The organism is Bacteroides sp. 1001302B_160321_D4 (genome assembly GCF_015667765.1).
In the GTDB taxonomy this organism is placed as follows: Bacteria; Bacteroidota; Bacteroidia; order Bacteroidales; family Bacteroidaceae; genus Bacteroides; species Bacteroides xylanisolvens.
Genome location: NZ_JADPLO010000131.1, coordinates 1 through 4,168, shown reverse-complemented (window position 1 = coordinate 4,168; position 4,168 = coordinate 1). Strand labels below are relative to the sequence as shown.

Genomic DNA, 4,168 nt, shown 5'->3' with positions numbered 1-4,168 from the left:
CTCCGAAGAGGAAGTACAGACCGATAAGGATCAGAGAAACAACCATACCCGAAACTCCGTAATAAACCAGCTTCTTGCGGCCCACTTTATCGATAATGACAAGAGCCAGAACCGTGGTCAAAGTATTGACTAGTCCTACCAGAACTTGGTAAAAAAGAGAATCGCCACCTGAAAGTCCTGCATTTTCAAAAATAGAAGGGCCGTAATAGAGCACTGCATTCACTCCCATAAATTGCCCTAAAATGGCAATACAAACACCGATAATAACAGCTTTGAAGATTCCAGGCTTCATTAATAACGACCATTCCGATCTCGTTTCAGAGGTCAGTACAGATTTCGTTTCTTTTAATTGACTTTTCGCTTCTGTAATTGAATTATATATTTTTTCTAATATATTTACAGCCTTCAATTCCTTTCCACGCACGATTAACCAGCGAGGACTTTCCGGAATAAAGAATATGATTATGAAGAATAAGATTGCTGGCAATGTTTCCATACCCAACATACCTCTCCATACTTCAGTTATAAATACTTTATTCAACCAATCCACACTCAATTGCGTACCACTCTCCGCCCATGCCAATAATTGATAGTTAACTAAATAAGCTCCTAAGAAACCGACTGTTACAGCCAACTGATACAATGACACTAGGCGTCCTCTATACTGTGCCACGGCTACTTCAGATATATAAAGAGGAGAAACAATGGAAACAACCCCTATCCCTACTCCACCTATTATCCGATAGATCACCAATTGAGTAAAATCGGCAGATAGTGCACACCCCAAAGCTGATGTAGAGAACAATACGGCTGAAATAACCATCGTAAGTTTTCTTCCTAACTTATCGCTTAAGATTCCAGCAAAAAGAACACCTACGATAGAGCCTACTAAAGCACATCCTACATACCATCCCTGTTGCAGTGCATCTAATTGAAAAAGTTGAGTCACTTGGGCAATTGTTCCCGATATAACTGCGGTATCATATCCGAACAAAAAGCCTCCCAATGCTGCCACAACAGAAAGGAATATAAGATAACCAAAATTGATTGTAGACTTCATAACATTTATTTTATTTCAAAATATTCTTTATATCTGTCATATAAATGACCTGCTTGCAGGTAGGCTGATTGTGGACTCATAAAATGAGAAAATTCAAAAGTAATAGCCTTATCATATCCGGCACGTTTGGCTGCTTCCAACTTCATCCGAAGTTTATCAAACTTAATGGGTAGAAAACGAATTGGCATATCACGGTCAAAAGATTCGGCATTTGTCCAACATTGCATACCATACTTGTCTGCTAATTTTTTATTGACAGAAAAGAACGCATCCAATTCGTCATAATCAATATGCCCATCTTGAAATGCACATGCATCTACCACATCATGAATTCCATCAAAAATTTCATCCCATTCTTTTTCGTGTTGTTGTACAGAAACGGCATCTTCTTTAGTCATTTTTGTCGTTCCCATGATTGCTTTTTTGCCATCAATCCAAGGCGATATAAAAGTCGGTAATCCATTAGATATATCCTTACATTGTTTTCCTAATGCATGGAAAGCACCAATCGCCCCTTTCGTTGCCCGGCTTATTTCACCACTGATATACCATCCTCCAAAACTTTTATACTTGGAACCATAATTTTCCCAAACTTCATCAATTACATATTTGTTATCTTCCACTTCCCAGGTCATATCCCCTGTGTCCCAGTATTTACCCGAATCGTATAGTCCAAAATAGAATTTCATTCCATACTTTTCAGCTAAACGTAAAAACATATCCACCAAGTCAACGGAAGGCATATAACAACCTTTCTTCAATAAATAAGGAGAAGGAAAAGTGATAAATTTACGATAACCAGAACGGATCATTATTACTGTATCAATTCCTATATTTTTCATGTGCTGAAAATCCAAGTCCCATTCTTTCTCACCCCAGTTCTGATGTGGAATATCATGTGATATTTCATCCAAAAAAGTTCCGGTAATTTTTAGGCCATTGTTTTTAGGAACAATAAGTTTACTTTCTAAATCATCAGTTGCCATTACCGTACTAGCACTAACTTTTGAAGTACAAGATTCAAACAAAGTTGGTACAGTCAAGGCTGACGCGCCAGCCAATGTGGCTTTTTTTAGAAAGTCTCTTCGATCTAATGTTTTCATATTAGTTTAATTAAAACAGCAGTTAACACTTATATTATTATTACCTATTGAATATATTGTCCTGTAATATCTACTTTTTTATTATTGAAAGGATCTAATATCTGATCAATCAAAATTGCCATTTCACTCCGTAGGATGTCTCGATTCATATCAAAGTCCTTCAATTCAAATTCATTCCATATCTCTTCTACCCTACCCTCTTTCATCTCAATACCTTCTTTTTCTGCAATCTCTCCTATTAGCTCTGTAGCTTTCTGAATTGATATGGTATTATTACCTTCGAATACTTGCTTATTGACAAAAGGATAAACATCACCCAATCCTTTCAACTCATTTGCCAATAATAATGTATCCGCTCTGAACCACATTTGATTTGACCAGTCAACACTTTTACCTATACCTTTTAATATACCTGTAGAGCCGATACGTTGTAGTGACTTAAACATTGGGTGATCTAACTCAACATCTAAATAAGGCAATAAATATCCTTTTCCATCCAAAATCGCATTTTGTACTTCCCGAACAGATACTTCTCTTATGTTTTTACCTTCTTTCACCGCAAGAGCTGCCAATGCTCCCGCTGCCTGCCCGATCTGCATAACCATCGGCTGCAAACGAGTGGTACCATTAATTATATTAGAAACAGATATTGATTTTTCAGCAACAATCAATCCTTCAACATCTTTCGGAATCAAAGTTCCTAAAGGTAAACCGTATGACGGTATCGGATGAAAATAAAGATTAGGCAACTCTTCATATCCATGATAACGCGTATGATGATGATCCACAGGATAATTCCCCACGGCAATACAAGTACGATAAAGAGGTTGAGACTGCCTGAACGGTTCACAAGCATGATTTAAATCAAAACGTACTAGCCCATGGATTCTCCTAGACTCTCTATGGTAAGGAATAAATGGTAATTTGTCGGCTGTAGGATATTCATCGTCAGCTAAGCCCAATGTATTAAAACCTAATTCATGTTGCAGAAAATAAACGAAACACATCGTATAATGTTTTGCATATTTCAAGGCTTCTTCACGTTCCTCACGGGTCATTTCAATCAAGTTTACATAATAATCATTGCCTTCTATCGGCCAATTAATCATGTATTTATTATTAGGAAGTTTTCCATAAGTTATCATCATGTCTTTAGACCATACACGATCCGGTTCTTTAGGCGTGATACAAACATGACTGGCACAAGCACAAGCAAATTCATCCTTATTATATCCTTCAGGACAAGGAATAGTCACATCTTTACCATAATCTTTCAAGATTGCTACGTATGTAATATCCTGAACTATATTATTTTTCTCTTCCGGAGCGATATCTTCTTTAGTATCATGACGGCTTTCCATACCGACATCATATTCCACCCCGCACATTTTTGCTATATCCCCCAATTCAGTACCATCAATCAATATTTTAGCATGTATTTTTTTGATTGTATTATCTTTCATCTGAATTTGAGCAATCCAAACATCTTTCTCTCTTTCCAGCTTTACCAAGGTAGCATTATGCCATACTTTTAGATTTTTCTCTACATCAACCATTTCATGGAAAATTTTATTTCCGACTGAAGGTTCAAACAACACTGCACTCACCCAACCGGTTTTTAGAGAATCAAGTCCGCCATAATAATCTGCCAAATGTTCGCGAAACTCACCAAACAAGCCTGCTGGCAAATCATAGTTTCCGTCAACAGCACTTACGCCTGCAGATGTAAGCATTCCACCCAGCCATTCAGTTTCTTCTACTATCAATGTTGCAGCCCCCATTCGAGCAGACTGAATACCAGCAGTCACTCCACTGGCACCTCCACCAATAATTAGCACATCAACAGAATCATCTGAATGAGAGCATGCTGTAAAACACAAAGCAAATAATAAACACAGACCTAAAAAATAGTTTCTCATACTAAATTCATTTAAGGATATAGAGTTTTATTAATAATATCACGGCACAAATATAGCTATATTTATTAAATAAACAATAGATAATA

Annotated in this window: 3 protein-coding genes; all 3 read right to left on the bottom strand. The window is 36.9% G+C overall.

Annotated elements, in window-relative coordinates; genetic code table 11:
• Positions 1-1,060: sugar porter family MFS transporter (locus KFO40_RS25310; protein ID WP_211146928.1), on the bottom strand; the 1,060-nt coding region annotated here is incomplete at its 3' end.
• 5 nt (positions 1,061-1,065) lie between these two features.
• Positions 1,066-2,163: a DUF4434 domain-containing protein gene (locus KFO40_RS25305; RefSeq protein ID WP_211146927.1), complete on the bottom strand. Its 1,098-nt coding sequence runs from the start codon at positions 2,161-2,163 to the stop codon at positions 1,066-1,068.
• 44 nt (positions 2,164-2,207) lie between these two features.
• A complete protein-coding gene (locus KFO40_RS25300) occupies positions 2,208-4,082 on the bottom strand; it encodes an FAD-dependent oxidoreductase (protein ID WP_121960506.1) in 1,875 nt (624 codons plus the stop codon).
• Positions 4,083-4,168: the final 86 nt, after the last annotated feature.

Excerpts from the sequence above, each read along its gene's own strand:
- KFO40_RS25300 (WP_121960506.1), bottom strand. The coding sequence starts at position 4,082 with ATGAGAAACTATTTTTTAGGTCTGTGTTTATTATTTGCTTTGTGTTTT.
- KFO40_RS25305 (WP_211146927.1), bottom strand. The coding sequence starts at position 2,163 with ATGAAAACATTAGATCGAAGAGACTTTCTAAAAAAAGCCACATTGGCT.